Origin of the sequence: Denitratisoma sp. DHT3 (genome assembly GCF_007833355.1) — a bacterium.
Classification (GTDB): Bacteria; Pseudomonadota; Gammaproteobacteria; order Burkholderiales; family Rhodocyclaceae; genus Denitratisoma.
Map to the genome: position 1 here is coordinate 2,869,591 of NZ_CP020914.1, position 13,851 is coordinate 2,883,441.

A 13,851-nucleotide genomic window follows, 5' to 3' on the forward strand; every position below is an offset into this window, starting at 1 on the left:
ACGCCATGGCCCTGCTGGAGCTGAGGAACCTCACCCGCCGCTTCGGCAGCCTGGAAGCGGTCAAGGAAGTTTCCCTGGCGATCGAGGCCGGCGAATTCTTCACCCTGCTCGGCCCCTCGGGCTGCGGCAAGACCACCATTCTGCGGATGATCGCCGGCTTCGACGCACCCGACGCGGGCGAGATCCTGCTCGACGGCAAGCCGCTGGCCGGCATTGCGCCGGAGCGCCGGCCGCTGCACACGGTATTCCAGAGCTACGCCCTGTTTCCCCACATGACCGTGGCCGGCAACGTCGCCTTTCCGTTGGAGATGGCGGGCCGCTCGCGCGACGAGATCCGCCGCCGCGTGGCCGAGACCCTGGCGCTGGTGCATCTGGAGGACAAGGGCGGCGCCTATCCCCATGAACTCTCCGGCGGCCAGAAGCAGCGCGTCGCCCTGGCCCGCGGCCTGGTGAACAAGCCGCGCCTGCTGCTGCTCGACGAACCGCTCGGCGCGCTGGACGCCAAACTGCGCCAGGAGATGCAGATCGAACTGATCGCCCTGCAGCGGGAAGTGGGCGTCACCTTCGTCTTCGTCACCCATTCGCAGCAGGAGGCGCTGGCCCTGTCCCACCGTATCGCCGTGATGCGCGCCGGCCGCATCGAGCAGTGCGACGAGCCGGATCGGCTCTACACCCAGCCCGCCAACCGCTTCGTCGCCGACTTCATCGGCAAGATCAATCTGCTGGAAGTGGAGGTGAAGGCCGCCGGCAAGGCGCAGATGACCCTCCACGCCAAGGGCCTGGGCGACATCGCCGCCGCCGCTCCGTGCGCCATCCGCATCGGTGAGCACGGCGCCTTCGCCCTGCGGCCGGAGCTGATCCGGGTGCACGGTCATCGCGAGTCCGCCGATCTGAAGAACCGCTTCGAGGGCAAGGTGCGGGAACTGCTCTACCTGGGCGACGTGACCCTCTACAAGGTGGAACTGGCCAACGGTTTCGTCATCGAGGCCCTGATGCCCAACGCCGCGCCGGGCCGGGCCAAGTTCCACGAGACGGGGGACACCGTGTTCATCTGCTGGCGCCAGGATGCCGGCGTCTATCTGCGAGATTAGGTGTCTAGTCCCGCCTGGTTATAAACACGTTTTTTGAACAATTCTGGTTTTTTCTGCTGCCATTCCTTGAGCGCCTGAATGGGAGAACGATGGTTGAGTGCGCGCTGCGGAATCTGCTGGTTGTAGGTTTTTACATAGCGCGCAAGCGTCGTCTCCAACTCAGCGGCTGAAGCAAATCGGGTCTGGCTCACCACCTCACTGATTCGGCCATTGAAACGCTCGACCATCCCGTTGGTCTGCGGGTGGCGTGGCGGGCACAGGCGGTGCTCGATGTTCAGCGCCGCGCAGCGTACATCAAAGACGTGGCGTCCTGTGGGCTCACGCTTTTTGCTTGTGAAGCGGTCGGTAAACTGGCTGCCGTTGTCCGTGAGCAGTTTGACGATCTTCATCGGTGCGGCGCGTTCCAGGCGGTTCAAAAAATCCACGCTGCTACGCTCGCTTTGATCGGCATAGATATGCATGAACACCCAGCGTGTGGCGCGATCGATAGCCACAAACAGGTAGCGCCGCTCTTTTTCGTCGGGCATCTGCGGTAAGTACTTGATATCCATGTGCAGGAAGCCTGGCTCGTAATCCTTGAAGGTTTTGACAGAGGGCTGGATTTCGCCTGCATCGGCCAGTGCCTCGGCTTGTTGTTGGCGCAGGTTGGCCACGCCATGGCGGCGCAAGCAGCGATCCAGTCCCGAGCGCGAGACTTCCGGATTGATGAATTCGCGCACCACAGCCACCAGGTCATCTAACGGCAGCAGCGTCAGGCGCCGTAACGCCACGACAATCGCCTCTTGCGCAGGCGTCAGCGTGGTACAGAGCTTGTGCGGGCGGTGCGATAAATCCTCCGGACTATCGCGCCGCTTCCACTTACGCGCGGTCGCTACGCTGATGTTGTAGCGTTCTGCCAACTCAGCCAGCGATGCGGATGACTGCTTGATCTCTGTTCGCGTTCGAGGGGTCGTTCGGGCTTGGGCGTGGACTTCACTCATGTCGCTTGCTTCGCTTTCAAGGTTTCAATCAGACCACGCATCACTTCTCTTGCTCGAAAGAGTGGCCAGCTACGAAGCGGGATATGATCACACGGGATGCAACAATTAGGACATTCGGTCATGGCCGCCATCCGTGACACCAGCAAATGGGCCGTGACTCTGCCGCCGACCCTGTTCCTGCTCGTCTTCTTCCTCGTACCGGCGTTGATCGTGTTCTTCGCCGGTTTCCGCGAGCCGGGCGATTTCGGCGGCCTGGCGCCGCTGCCGGCGGTGTCGCTGGAGGCCTACCGCTTCCTCTTCGGCGACGTGATCTATCTGGAGATCTTCGCCCGCTCCTTCCTGGTCGCGCTGGTCACCACGCTGCTCTGCATCCTCCTGGCCTACCCGCTGGCCTGGCTCATCGCCAGGAGCCCCAAGGCGCGCCGCGACCTCCTGGTGCTGCTGGTGGTGCTGCCCTTCGCCAGCAACTTCCTGGTCCGCATCTATGCCTGGATCATGCTGCTGGGGCCGGTGAACCTGCTCTACACGCCCTTCGCGGTGATCGCCGGCATGGTCTACGTGCATCTGCCGTTCATGGTGCTGCCCTTGTACACCAACCTGGAAAAGCACGATCCGGCCTTGCTGGAGGCGGCACGGGATCTCGGCGCCAATGCCTGGACGCGCTTCTGGCGCATCACCTTTCCCCTTTCGCTGCCGGGTATCTTCTCCGGTTCGGCGCTGGTCTTCATTCCGGTGCTGGGCATGTTCGCCGTACCCGAACTGCTGGGCGGCACCGGCGACATCCTGATCGGCAACCTGATCAAGGAGCAGTTCCTCGACAACCGCGACTGGCCACTGGGTTCGGCCCTGTCGATCATGCTCACCATCGCGGTGCTGCTCCTGGCCGGTGCCGCGGCGTGGGCGGCGCGGCGCCGGCTGCACGGTACCGAGGCGATATCGTGAAGAAAAACAGCTTCGGGCTCTGGGCCGCGGCCTTGGCCGTGTATGGTTTTCTCTACATTCCGCTGGCGGTGGTGGTGCTGTTCTCCTTCAATGACTCGCAGCTCAACGCCCAGTGGGTCGGCTTCACGCTGCGCTGGTATGCGAAGCTGGCGGGGGACGGGGAGATGCTGCGGGCGGCGGCCAACTCGCTCGCCATCGCCTTGCTCTCGTCCAGCTGCGCCACGGCGCTGGGCGCGATGGCCGGCATCGCGATGCACCGCTACCGCATCCCTGGTCTGTCGTTCCTGGTGCTGACGCCGGTGGCGATGCCGGAGATCCTGCTCGGCGTTTCGCTGCTGCTGTTCTTCCGCCAGGTGCTGGACCTGACCCTGGGCTTCCTCTCCATCCTGGTGGCCCACATCACCTTTTCCATCGGTTTCGTCGCCGTCATCGTGCGCGCGCGCCTGGCGGGCATGGACGAAAGCATCTTCGAGGCGGCGCGCGACCTGGGTGCCAGCCCCTGGGCGACGTTCCGCCGAATCACCCTGCCGCTGATCCTGCCCGCGCTGGTGGCCGGCTTCCTGATGAGCTTCACACTCTCGATCGACGACTTCGTGATCACCTTCTTCGTCGCCGGCGTGGGCATCAGTACCCTGCCGTTGCAGATCTATTCGATGATCAAGGTGGCGGTGACGCCCGAGGTGAATGCCGTCTCCACCCTGCTGATGGCGCTGACGCTGACCCTGATCGCCATCGCTTCCCGGATCGCGCCCGATGCGCTGAAGGCGAAATCGTGAGGTTCTGGCTCCTCTTTCTGCTGCTGTGCGTCGCCGGTGCCCATGCCACCCACGCCGAGGAAGTGCTGCATCTCTACAACTGGAACAACTACATCAGCGAGCAGACCCTGCAGCGCTTCGAGACCCGCTGCGGCTGCCGGGTGAAGCAGGACTACTATTCGGACAACGAGGAAATGCTGGCCAAGCTGGAGGCCGGCGCCATCGGCTACGATCTGCTGGTGCCCACCGGCAACGCGGTGGAGTCCCTGATCCGGCGCGGCGCCCTGCGGCCGCTCGACAAGACCCGCCTGCCCCATCTGGACGATATCAAGCCGGAATTCCGCAACCCCTGGTATGACCCGGCGGGGCGCTACGCCGTGCCCTATGCCACCTCCGTCACCCTGATCGGCTACAACGTCGAAAAGCTGCGCGCACTGCAGTTACCCACCGACACCTGGGCGCTGATTTTCGAGCCGCGCTACCTGGCGAAAATCCGTGGCAAGGTGACGGTGCTCAACAGCCAGCGCGAACTGATGGCGGCGGCGATGAAATACCTGGGCCACTCGGTCCAGTCGCGGGACATGGCGCAATGGGAGGCGGCCAAGACCCTGATCCTGCGTGCCAAGCCCTACTGGGCCACGTTTTCCAACAGCACTTACATCAAGGACCTGGCGGTGGGCAACATCTGGGTCGCCCACGGCTACTCCAACGACATGTTCCGGGCGCGCGAGGACGCCAAGGCGGCGGGCCGGCCGTTCACCATCGGCTTCACCATCCCGCGCGAAGGCGCGGTGCTGGCGGTGGACAACTGGGTGCTGCATCGTTCCGGCGAACATCCCAACCTGGCCCTGCGCTTCATCGATTTCATGCTGGAAGGAGAGAACGCCGCCGACGTCTCCAACCTGATCGGCGCCGGCAATCCCAATGCCGCGGCGACACGCTGGCTGCGTCCGGAGATCGCCGACGATCCGGGTATCTTCCCCAGCGGCGCGGATCTGCGCCGCCTGGAAATGCTGCGCGATTTCGAGCCGCGCATGCGCCGCGCCCTGTCGCGCTTGTGGACCGAGATCAAGGTGAGATGAACCTCGGTTCAAACCACGGTGAGCACGGTGACACGGCGGACGCTACGGGTAACCGGTCTGCTCGGCTTTTCGTGCGGGCCAACGTTTGGCATAGCCAGTGCAAGCGGCTTTATCGCTGGCGTCCGTGTTGATGGATAGGTTGGAGCCGATCTGCATCAACCCCAAAATCTACTTCCAATTGAGGTTCAGCTTGCGATGTGAGGCCGCGCAGTCCCGCAAGTAGAGGTTAATAAGGCTTTGGTATGGAATACCAACCTCTTCAGATAGGGACTTGAAGTAGCCGATCGATTCTTCGTCAAGGCGGATCGTGACCTGCTTCTTCAACTGAGAAGCGTAGGGGTTCTTACTGGCGTTGGAGAAGTCATATTCTTTACGCATGGTGACACCTTTACGGGTAGGACTTTGTTTCCTTGGCAGTTGCCTTGCGTGCAGAGATGATTCGAATTACTCCGTCATCTCCGCGATAGCAGTGACAAACAACCAAGAGCTGTAGCGCAGAACTTAGCCCAAGGAGGACGAAACGATCCTCGTTACCCGAATGATCGGGGTCATCAATAAGCTTGGCTCGTTCATCGTAGAAGGCTGATTTCGCCTCTTCGAAACTCACGCCGTGCTTCTTGACGTTTACGACTGCTTTTCTTTCGTCCCACTCGAAGTGTAGCCCGCTCATAAACTAAGTGTAGTTACATTGTAGTTATCATGCAAGTTGGTACGGTGGAAACGTGGACTCTAGCGTGGAGGTCACCGGCGGTGCGCCGATAGGCGCAGCATCCGGTTGACTGATGGGATGGACTCCCCCGCCTTTCTGGCGCCCAGTGGGCGCCACCGGTGCTCGTGGGGACGGGGATCGGTCTTCGACGAGATGAGTCCGAAATGCATGCTACTACCATGGCCGTTGATCTTGCCAAGAGTGTATTCCAAATTGCTGTTGCAGATGACAAATGGAAAGTCGTCGAGCGGTAATCCCCCCTGAAATTGAAGGTGGTCGGAAGTAGAATTTTCTCGAAAGGGGAAGTTCTGCATGAAGAAGTCGAAATTCACGGACAGCCAGATCATGGAGGCGCTCAAGAGGGCGGAATCTGGGCTGGCGGTGCCGGAGATATGCCGGGACCTGGGAATCAGCTCGGCGACGTTTTACAAGTGGCGGGCGAAGTACGGCGGCATGGATACGTCGATGATCGCGCGCATGAAGGAGTTGGAGCAGGAGAACGCCCGGCTCAAGAAGATGTACGCCGAGGAGCGCCTCAAGGCCGAGATTCTCAAGGAGGCGATGGCAAAAAAGTGGTGAGGCCATCCCGCCGGCGCGAGATGGCCAAGGAAGTCGTGCAGGCCAGGCAGGCATCGATTCGACTGGTCTGCGAAATCTTCAGCATCAGCGAGACGTGCTACCGGTACGAGGCCAAGCATCGCGCCGAGAACGCCGAGATTGCGGACTGGCTGGTGCGGCTGACGAGCAATCAACGCAACTGGGGGTTTGGCCTGTGCTATCTGTACCTGCGCAACGTCAAGGGCTACCGCTGGAATCACAAACGGGTCTATCGCATTTACCGGGAGTTGGAACTGAACCTGCGGATCAAGCCCAAGAAGCGTCTGCAGCGGGAAAAGCCGGAACCGCTCGTGGTGCCTGCGGCCATCAATGCTGTCTGGTCGATGGATTTCATGCATGATCAGTTGGCGGATGGTCGGAACTTCCGTCTGTTCAATGTCATTGACGACTTCAACCGGGAAGCACTGGGCATGGAGATCGACTTCTCCCTGCCGTCGGCCCGTGTCATCCGGGCGCTGGACCAGATCATCGAATGGCGCGGACACCCTGCTGTCATTCGGTGTGATAACGGTCCGGAGAATATCAGTGGGCTGATCCAGGCCTGGGCTGGTAGACACGCGATTCGATTGGATTACATCCAACCTGGCAAGCCGCAACAGAACGCCTACGTCGAACGCTTCAATCGCACCGTGCGCTACGAATGGCTGTCGCAGTACTACTGGGAAGACCTTGATGAGGTCAGGTTGTTCGCTACCCAGTGGATGGACCACTACAATCACCATCGCCCACACATGGCATTGGGCGGATTCACACCAAAGCAGCGGTTGGCCATGGCCGCGTGACTCTACTTCCGGGCGCCCTTAGAAATGGGGGGATTACCTATGAATTGTTAGGCAACTGCCTGCGGCTTGGACATGAATACAAATGTGAGCGCAGGGGAAAGTGCCTTGGTGGCAAAGATTTCGTAGCCATGCCGCCGGTATAAACGAATGTTGCCGGGCCTGTACTGAATTTTGTGTAAACGGACGATTAGCAGGAAACTGCCGAACTGTCCGGAGGCACAATGAGCACGAAGAAGCATGCAGTCCCTGAAGAACTATTGGCCGGTCTGCTGGCCGACTACAAGAAACCCGAAGACCTGATTGGCGAGAACGGTCTGCTCAAGCAGCTGACCAAGTTGCTGGTCGAGAAGGCGTTGGACGCTGAATTGGCCGAGCACCTCGGTCACGGCAAGAACGAGCCGGTATCTTCATCGCCTGCGTGGATGGATTGAAAGGATTCCCGGAGGCCATTGAGGCCGTCTTTCCCCGTGCTGCCGTTCAACTGTGCATCGTACATATGGTGCGGCACAGCCTGAACTACGTTTCCTGGAAGCGTCGGCCGGAAGTGGCTGCCGACCTGAAACGCATTTACGAGTCGGCCACTGCCGATGAAGCCGAGCAACGGCTGGGCGAGTTCGAGGCCAAGTGGGATGGCGAGTATCTACCGATCAGCCAGTCCTGGCGCCGAAACTGGCTACGCCTGATCCCGTTCTTCGATTACCCACCGGAGATCAGGAAGGTCATCTATACGACCAATGCCATTGAGTCGGTCAATATGAGCCTGCGCAAACTGACCAAGAATCGCGGCTCGTTCCCGAGCGACGAGGCGCTGCTGAAATTGTTCTACCTGGCACTGCGCAACATCAGCCAGAAATGGACCATGCCGATCCGTGATTGGAAGGCAGCGCTAAATCGCTTTACCATCCAGTTCGAGGAGCGCATCCCTCAGCTGTAACCGAAACCCCGTTTACACAAAAACTCGGACACGCCCATGTTGCCATCGCTCTTGGACCCAGTGAAAAGCTCAAAACTATGTGCTTGAGGAAACCGGGCCTCGATTGCTTTAAGCAAAGTGCTGCCTATGCCTTGGCCCTGAAACTCTGGCGCGACAATGAGGCGGCCAATCTCACACTTGCCATCCTGGAACGAGGCGCGAACTGAGCCGATAATGACCTCGCCTTGGCTGTACTTTAGTGCTCCACCAGCCAAAATTTCGTCTTTGAGTGAACTGAGCGACTGTGTAAGTGGGGGAATGAACCAATCATCGTACAGTCTCGCCTCAGACTCATAAGCGCGCTTCTGCAAACTGAGGATTGCCTCGGCGTCATTGATTTGGGCAAGGGTGATTGTGCTCATGCTTAATTGCCTAACGTGGAGGTCACCGGCGCTGCGCGGCTTTATCGCGCAGCGTCCGGTGGACCGCAGGGTTATGCGTCATGTTCATTGAACATGAGTGCTTTGATATCTGCGATGAACTTTCTGATGCCCTCCTGATTGATACCGCGAGCCTTCAGGGACCACCCGAGATGGCTCTTGCCTTTCCCAGGGGAAGATGCGCGTGAGTAGAACGTACCGTCCAGCGGGGTGAGCAAAACGGATGCCTCAGCCGGGAAAACAACGCGCCACTTGGAAGGCGGCAGAGCCCAGACCAGTCGGCCGACCATAGTGTGTTGAGGGTCCAGTGGCGAATGCTTCAAGTACCCCAGGAAGGGAGCCTCTGAGAATAGTTCGGCGACGATGATTGACCCTGATGTTGCTCGAAGGCAAACAATGGGAATCTCGTCGATTACGAATTTGGTGCCCTGGAGCCGAAAGTGTTCAGCGCGCTGTTCAGCGTCGTTTAGAGAAAGTTGGATGGCCATTTGGGAGCGGCTTACGACGTCAGTATCGCCATCCCAATTCACCCACTGGTTCCTCTGTTCATAGAGGTGAAAGCCCTTGCCAAGGGCGACGCCCTTTATGGGTTCCTCTTCGATCCTCGCGAGCCTCAATGCTTCTTCCATCACATGACTCCGTGATATGACGCATAACGTTAAGTAGACCGCCTAAAAGATGGGAAAAAATCCATCATTAGGCTGGATAAAATTCTCGATACGATCATTTACTTATATTTATCAAAGGATTAATAAATTTTAGTGGCGTATAAATGCCATTAAAATTATTTCTGACCATACATGCTGTAATGGCAAACGGCCAGCGGCACTTGAGCATAAGTAAATGGCAATGCTCTGTCTATATGACGAAAGATTTCCTCTTCAGCAGTTGTGCAACGGAAGACAGATAAAACGGCCCTCTCGGAGCCGCACTATCTTTGACGCTCAAGGGCGATCAAAAAGGAGTTTTTCTACCGCTTGAATGGGTAAGGTGAGAACAGCCAGGAAATCGAAGGGCTTCGTCGGGCTGTCGTGATTAACTACTTTTCCAAGGATAAATCCATGATTTAGCGCAAAGAAGGCACTAATCATGGCGCGATATAATTCCGCGCTCCGTCACCCGCCGCACAGCCGAATCATGTCTTCCCCCAAGCGCCCCGAACTGGTCTGCCCCGCCGGCGGCCTGCCCGCTCTCAAAGCCGCCGTCGATAACGGCGCCGACTGCGTTTACGCCGGCTTCAAGGACGAGACCAACGCCCGCAATTTCAACGGCCTGAATTTCGACGACAACAGTCTCAAGGAGGGCATCCGCTACGCCCACGAGCGCGGCGCCAAGGTGCTGATCGCGCTGAACACCTATCCCCAGACCGACAACTGGTCGCGCTGGACCGCCGCTGTAGACAAGGCCGCCGCCTTCGGCGTCGACGCCGTGATCCTCGCCGACATGGGGCTGATGGACTACGCCCGGCGCACCCATCCGCAGCTGCGCCTGCATCTGTCGGTGCAGGGTTCGGCCACCAGTTACGAGGCGATCAACTTCTATCGCGAGCGCTTCGGCATCCAGCGCGCGGTGCTGCCGCGGGTGCTGTCCCTGGCGCAGGTGGAGCAGGTGGTGAACAACACGCCGGTGGAAATCGAACTCTTCGGCTTCGGCGGCCTGTGCGTGATGGTGGAGGGCCGCTGCGCCCTCTCGGCCTACGCCACCGGTGTCTCGCCCAACTGCAACGGCGCTTGCTCCCCGGGTAAGGCAGTGCGCTGGGAGCAGACGCCCCAGGGTATGGAAACCCGCTTGAACGGCATCCTGATCGACCGCTTCGGCGACGACGAACGGGCAGGCTACCCGACCCTGTGCAAGGGCCGTTTCGAGGTGGACGAGGAAACTTATTACGCGATCGAGGAGCCCACCAGTCTCAACACCCTGGAACTGCTGCCCGAGATCGTCAACATGGGCATCGCCGCGATCAAGATCGAGGGCCGCCAGCGCAGCCCGGCCTACGTCGCTCAGGTGACCAAGGTCTGGCGCGAGGCGATCGACAGCGCCTGCCGCGACATCGGCCATTTCACGCCCAGGACGGCCTGGATGGCCGAACTGAACAAGGTCTCCGAAGGCCAGGCCACCACGCTCGGCGCCTACAACCGCCCCTGGAAATAGTGGCCGCCATCCCCCAACCCCTTCCCCTGGGAAGGGGAGCTTGCAAGCTCGCTACGCTCGATAACTCGGGGTCGCTGTCGTTTCGGCATCACGACCATGCCGCCTCCGGCGGCGCGCCGTCCGGCCTTGGGGCGGCCCGGCGGCCGGACTCGTTTGATAGGAAAGTATTGTGAAACTCGCTCTCGGTCCCAATCTCTATTACTGGCCGCGCCAGCAGACCCTGGATTTCTACGCCGCCGCCGCCGAGCTGCCGGTGGATATCGTCTATGTCGGCGAAACCGTCTGCTCCCGCCGCCACGAGCTGCGCCTGCCCGACTGGCTCGAGGTCGCCGCCCGGCTGGCCGACGCCGGCAAGGAAGTGGTGCTGTCCACCCAGGCACTGATCGAATCGGAATCCGATCTCAAGGCCCTGCGCCGGGAGGTGGAGAATGGCCGTTTCGTCGTCGAGGCCAACGAAATGGGCGCGGTGCATCTGCTGGCGGCGCAGCAGCTGCCCTTCGTCGCCGGCCCCACCCTCAACGTCTTCAACGGCGAGACGCTGCGCCTCCTGGCGGAGCTGGGTGCCACGCGCTGGGTGCTGCCGCCCGAGGCCACCCGCGAACAGTTGACGGGCATCCTGGCCAAGTTGCCGGCCGGCCTTCAGACCGAAGTCTTCGCCCACGGCCGCCTGCCGCTGGCCTATTCGGCGCGCTGCTTCACGGCGCGGCGCTACAACTTGCAGAAGGACACCTGCGAGTTCAAGTGCATCGAATTCCCGGACGGCATGCTGCTGAAGACGCGGGAAGGCGAGCCCTTCCTGACCCTGAACGGCATCCAGACCCAGTCGGCGAAGACCTACAGCCTGCTGCGGGAAGTGCCGGACATGGCCGCCGCCGGCGTCGACGTGCTGCGCCTGAGCCCGCAGGCCGAGGGCATGGAAACCATCGTCACGCTGTACCGCCGCGCCCTGGAGGGCATCCGCGCCGACGCGGCGGCCCTGGCCGCGCTCAATGGCACCATGGCCGCCGGCCCCTGCAACGGTTTCTGGCACAATCGACCGGGACTCGAACTCGTGGAGACCGCATGATGGTATTCAAGCTGCCCAAACCACCTAACTTTCCCCGGTTGCCCAGCCAACTGCCCCAGTTCACCCTGCCGGCCCCGGTGGCCCGTATCGGCGCCAGGCTGCCGCAATTGCCGCCCACCCTGGCCCTGACCACCGGCCTCAACCTGGCGCTGGGTCGGATGATTCCGCGCGAACCGCTGGAGCCGCTGATCGGCAAGCGCTTCGCGATCCGGGTGCTGGACGCCGGCCTGACCCTGCGTTTCGCCTATTCGGCGCGCGGCTTCCGGCCGGTTTTCGATGCCGCCCAGCCCGATCTCACCATCTCCGCCAAGAGCCGCGATTTCATCGCGCTGATGGCGCGCGAGGAGGACCCGGACACGTTGTTCTTCAGCCGCCGCCTGCTCACCGAAGGCGACACCGACCTCGGCCTGCTGGTGAAGAACACCCTGGACGGCATCGAACTGCCGCGCTTCGATCCGGCCCGCTTCACCCCGGCCGAACTGCTGGCACGCCTGCGCCAGCGCCAGCGCCTGATCACGCCGCGCGGCGTCTAGCGTTTGACTTGGCGGGCCGGACACTGCCGGCACCGTCCGCACGTCACGCAGCACGACGCACGAGATGAACCCATCACCGGCACGGCCGCCCCGGCTGCGGCTCTACATCGCCGCCGCGTATACGCTGCTGGTGCTGTATGCGAGCCTGCATCCGTTCACCGGCTGGCAGGATTCCGGGGCGCCGCTGTTGGCCTTTCTGACGGCGCCCTGGCCGCGCTATTTCACATTCTTCGATTTGGCCACCAACGTGGCCGCCTATCTGCCGCTGGGGTTTTTCTGGGGCGCCGCCCTCCAGGCCCGCCTGCCGCGCTGGCTCGCCGTCGCCTTGGCGCTCCTGATCGGCAGCGGCCTCAGCTTCGGCATGGAAACGCTGCAGCATTTCCTGCCCAGCCGCGTGCCCTCCAACCTGGATCTGAGCGGCAACAGTCTCGGCACCCTGCTGGGGGCGCTCGCCGCCGCCGCCGGGAAGCGCCTGTTCGATAGCGCCCACCTGCGGGAATGGCGCGACCGCTGGGTGGTGGCGGGACACCGGGGCGACTACGGTCTGATCCTGCTGGCCCTGTGGCTGCTGACCCAGCTCAACCCGGAGATCCTGCTCTTCGGCTGCGGCGACCTGCGCCAGCTGCTGGGCCTGGAGTCCTCCTTCGATTTCGACGCCGAGCATTTCAGCCGCATTGAAACCGGCATCGCCGCCGCCGGCGCCTATGCCGTTGGCCTGCTGGCGAGCGGCGTGCTGCGGCAGCACCGGGTACGGGCCCTGCTGCTGCTGTTCGCGCTGGCGCTCCTGGTGAGAAGCTTCGCCGCCGCGCTGCTGGTGGAGCCGGACCAGGCGCTGCACTGGCTGACGCCGGGCAATAGCCGGGGGCTGGCAGTCGGACTGCTGCTGCTGTTGCCCTGCCTCTGGCTACCCGCGGTGCTGCGCCGCGTGCTGGCGGGCAGCGCGCTCCTGTTCGCCACCGTGCTGGTCAACCTGGCGCCCGAGAATCCCTACCTGGTCCAGGCCGCCCAGGTCTGGGTGCAGGGCCATTTCCTCAACTTCAACGGTCTGACCCGGCTGACGTCCATGCTCTGGCCCTTCCTGGCCTTGCCCTGGCTGCTGCTGGTGACGAGGGAACCATGGAAAACGTCAACACCCTGAACGAACTGCGCGAAGCGCTGCGCCGCTTCGCCGCCGAGCGCCGCTGGCAGGGCTTTCACACGCCGAAGAACCTGGCGATGGCGATGATCGTCGAAGCCGCCGAACTGGTGGAGCACTTCCAGTGGCTGACGCCGGAGCAAAGCGCGGCGCTGCCGGCCGAGACCCTGGCGGAGGTGCGGGACGAGATCGCCGACACCTTCATCTACCTGCTGCGCATGGCCGACGTGCTGGGCATCGACCTGATCGCCGCGGCGCACGCCAAGATGGTCAAGAATGCCCTCAAGTACCCGGTGCCGCCGGCGGATTTGCGATAATCTGGGATTTCTCCGCGGGGTAATGTCATGGGTTTCTACGAACGTCACATGTTCTTTTGCGTCAACCAGCGCGCCGAGGGCGAGCTCTGCTGCGCCGCTGCCGGCGCGGCGAAGATGCTGGACTACGCCAAGGATCGGGTGAAGTCCCTGCAGCTGGACGGGCCGGGCAAGGTCCGGGTCAACAAGGCCGGCTGCCTGGGTCGTTGCGACAAGGGGCCGGTGGCCGTGGTGTACCCGGAAGGCGTCTGGTATTCCTACGTGGATGAGGAAGACATCCAGGAAATCGTCGATTCCCATCTGGTCAAGGGCGTCGTCGTGGAGCGGCTGAAAGTCTAGG

18 protein-coding genes and 1 pseudogene are annotated in these 13,851 nt (G+C 61.7%); 13 read left to right on the forward strand and 6 right to left on the reverse strand.

Annotation, left to right across the window (positions count from 1 at the left end):
• The first annotated feature begins 5 nt into the window (after nucleotides 1-5).
• Complete coding sequence (locus tag B9N43_RS13195; protein WP_145842650.1) at nucleotides 6-1,091, forward strand: ABC transporter ATP-binding protein; 1,086 nt, start codon at nucleotides 6-8, stop codon at nucleotides 1,089-1,091.
• Here the strand turns inward: B9N43_RS13195 and B9N43_RS13200 are convergent.
• On the reverse strand, nucleotides 1,088-2,071 hold the full coding sequence (locus B9N43_RS13200) for an IS481 family transposase (RefSeq protein ID WP_145840561.1): 984 nt from the start codon (nucleotides 2,069-2,071) through the stop codon (nucleotides 1,088-1,090). The genes B9N43_RS13195 and B9N43_RS13200 overlap by 4 nt on opposite strands.
• Before the next feature lie 120 nt (nucleotides 2,072-2,191).
• On the opposite strand from B9N43_RS13200, the gene B9N43_RS13205 reads away from it, so the two are divergent.
• The 3 genes from B9N43_RS13205 to B9N43_RS13215 are packed head-to-tail and all read left to right on the forward strand — an operon-like array spanning nucleotide 2,192 to nucleotide 4,850.
• Nucleotides 2,192-3,013, forward strand: a complete 822-nt coding sequence (locus B9N43_RS13205; protein WP_145842651.1) for an ABC transporter permease — start codon at nucleotides 2,192-2,194, stop codon at nucleotides 3,011-3,013.
• Complete coding sequence (locus B9N43_RS13210; protein WP_145842653.1) at nucleotides 3,010-3,789, forward strand: ABC transporter permease; 780 nt, start codon at nucleotides 3,010-3,012, stop codon at nucleotides 3,787-3,789. Before B9N43_RS13205 ends, B9N43_RS13210 begins: the two co-directional genes overlap by 4 nt.
• Nucleotides 3,786-4,850: a PotD/PotF family extracellular solute-binding protein gene (locus tag B9N43_RS13215; RefSeq protein ID WP_261379331.1), complete on the forward strand. Its 1,065-nt coding sequence runs from the start codon at nucleotides 3,786-3,788 to the stop codon at nucleotides 4,848-4,850. The genes B9N43_RS13210 and B9N43_RS13215 overlap by 4 nt, the downstream gene beginning before the upstream one ends.
• Before the next feature lie 168 nt (nucleotides 4,851-5,018).
• On the opposite strand, the gene B9N43_RS13220 is transcribed toward B9N43_RS13215, so the two are convergent.
• The 3 genes from B9N43_RS13220 to B9N43_RS17220 all read right to left on the reverse strand — a co-directional run bounded on the left by B9N43_RS13220 (nucleotide 5,019) and on the right by B9N43_RS17220 (nucleotide 5,906).
• Entirely contained in the window at nucleotides 5,019-5,228 is a 210-nt protein-coding gene (locus tag B9N43_RS13220; RefSeq protein WP_145842654.1) for a BrnA antitoxin family protein, read from the reverse strand.
• A 10-nt stretch (nucleotides 5,229-5,238) separates the two neighbouring features.
• Complete coding sequence (locus B9N43_RS13225) at nucleotides 5,239-5,520, reverse strand: BrnT family toxin (RefSeq protein ID WP_145842655.1); 282 nt, start codon at nucleotides 5,518-5,520, stop codon at nucleotides 5,239-5,241.
• A 71-nt stretch (nucleotides 5,521-5,591) separates the two neighbouring features.
• A complete protein-coding gene (locus B9N43_RS17220) occupies nucleotides 5,592-5,906 on the reverse strand; it encodes a hypothetical protein (protein WP_186453824.1) in 315 nt (104 codons plus the stop codon).
• On the opposite strand from B9N43_RS17220, the gene B9N43_RS13230 reads away from it, so the two are divergent.
• The 3 genes and pseudogenes from B9N43_RS13230 to B9N43_RS13235 all read left to right on the forward strand — a co-directional run.
• Nucleotides 5,872-6,959 (forward strand): IS3 family transposase gene (locus B9N43_RS13230; RefSeq protein WP_145840398.1). Its coding sequence is split into 2 segments (ribosomal slippage): nucleotides 5,872-6,133 and nucleotides 6,133-6,959, totalling 1,089 coding nucleotides; the frame shifts between segments, so codons are not numbered across the junction. The two genes, B9N43_RS17220 and B9N43_RS13230, sit on opposite strands and share 35 nt — an antisense overlap.
• 221 nt (nucleotides 6,960-7,180) lie before the next feature.
• Nucleotides 7,181-7,390 (forward strand): hypothetical protein, encoded by a 210-nt coding sequence (locus B9N43_RS17795; RefSeq protein WP_409994719.1) that lies wholly within the window; start codon nucleotides 7,181-7,183, stop codon nucleotides 7,388-7,390.
• Nucleotides 7,363-7,893, forward strand: a pseudogene (locus B9N43_RS13235) (transposase); the annotation flags it as partial. The gene B9N43_RS17795 and the pseudogene B9N43_RS13235, both read left to right, overlap by 28 nt.
• Here B9N43_RS13235 and B9N43_RS13240 read toward each other — a convergent pair.
• Entirely contained in the window at nucleotides 7,884-8,294 is a 411-nt protein-coding gene (locus tag B9N43_RS13240) for a GNAT family N-acetyltransferase (protein WP_145842656.1), read from the reverse strand. The pseudogene B9N43_RS13235 and the gene B9N43_RS13240 overlap by 10 nt on opposite strands.
• A gap of 71 nt (nucleotides 8,295-8,365) precedes the next feature.
• The gene (locus B9N43_RS13245; protein ID WP_145842657.1) at nucleotides 8,366-8,941 is read right to left on the reverse strand and encodes a hypothetical protein; all 576 of its coding nucleotides are present in this window, start codon (nucleotides 8,939-8,941) and stop codon (nucleotides 8,366-8,368) included.
• 508 nt (nucleotides 8,942-9,449) lie between these two features.
• Here B9N43_RS13245 and B9N43_RS13250 point away from each other — a divergent pair.
• The 6 genes from B9N43_RS13250 (at nucleotide 9,450) to B9N43_RS13275 (ending at nucleotide 13,850) form a co-directional block, all read left to right on the forward strand.
• Nucleotides 9,450-10,463 (forward strand): peptidase U32 family protein, encoded by a 1,014-nt coding sequence (locus B9N43_RS13250; RefSeq protein WP_145842658.1) that lies wholly within the window; start codon nucleotides 9,450-9,452, stop codon nucleotides 10,461-10,463.
• Between the two features lie 169 nt (nucleotides 10,464-10,632).
• Nucleotides 10,633-11,529: a U32 family peptidase gene (locus B9N43_RS13255; protein ID WP_145842659.1), complete on the forward strand. Its 897-nt coding sequence runs from the start codon at nucleotides 10,633-10,635 to the stop codon at nucleotides 11,527-11,529.
• On the forward strand, nucleotides 11,526-12,062 hold the full coding sequence (locus tag B9N43_RS13260) for an SCP2 domain-containing protein (protein ID WP_145842661.1): 537 nt from the start codon (nucleotides 11,526-11,528) through the stop codon (nucleotides 12,060-12,062). Before B9N43_RS13255 ends, B9N43_RS13260 begins: the two co-directional genes overlap by 4 nt.
• A 64-nt stretch (nucleotides 12,063-12,126) precedes the next feature.
• Nucleotides 12,127-13,200: a VanZ family protein gene (locus B9N43_RS13265; protein ID WP_145842662.1), complete on the forward strand. Its 1,074-nt coding sequence runs from the start codon at nucleotides 12,127-12,129 to the stop codon at nucleotides 13,198-13,200.
• Nucleotides 13,179-13,514, forward strand: a complete 336-nt coding sequence (locus tag B9N43_RS13270) for a nucleotide pyrophosphohydrolase (protein ID WP_145842663.1) — start codon at nucleotides 13,179-13,181, stop codon at nucleotides 13,512-13,514. The genes B9N43_RS13265 and B9N43_RS13270 overlap by 22 nt, the downstream gene beginning before the upstream one ends.
• Nucleotides 13,515-13,541: 27 nt before the next feature.
• A complete protein-coding gene (locus B9N43_RS13275) occupies nucleotides 13,542-13,850 on the forward strand; it encodes a (2Fe-2S) ferredoxin domain-containing protein (RefSeq protein ID WP_145842664.1) in 309 nt (102 codons plus the stop codon).
• Nucleotide 13,851: the final 1 nt, after the last annotated feature.